Origin of the sequence: Pantoea sp. SIMBA_079 (genome assembly GCF_046940275.1) — a bacterium.
Classification (GTDB): Bacteria; Pseudomonadota; Gammaproteobacteria; order Enterobacterales; family Enterobacteriaceae; genus Pantoea; species Pantoea borealis.
On the sequence record NZ_JAWRYR010000600.1, the window covers coordinates 1 to 255 of the forward strand.

The following is a 255-nucleotide window of genomic DNA, read 5'->3' on the forward strand; positions in this document are numbered from 1 at the left end:
GGCAGGCGCGTCGGTTTCGCTGTCGTCGGCAGGCGCCGGCGTGTCGGCGGGCATGCGGATCGGGAACGCGACGTGGTCGGAGTACTTGCCGATCAGCGAGCGCAGCGTCCAGTCGGCGAGGAACTCGTCCTCGTCGGGCTTGAGGTGCAGCACGACGGTGGTGCCGCGCTCGGGCAGTTCGACGGTATCGAGCGAATACTCGCCGCGACCGTCGCTTTCCCACTTCACGCCCTCGGCGGCCGGCGCATCGGCGCG

1 pseudogene is annotated in these 255 nt (G+C 70.6%); it reads right to left on the reverse strand.

From position 1 onward, the window contains the following. Positions 1–255, reverse strand: a pseudogene (locus SB719_RS21340) (molecular chaperone HtpG); the annotation flags it as partial.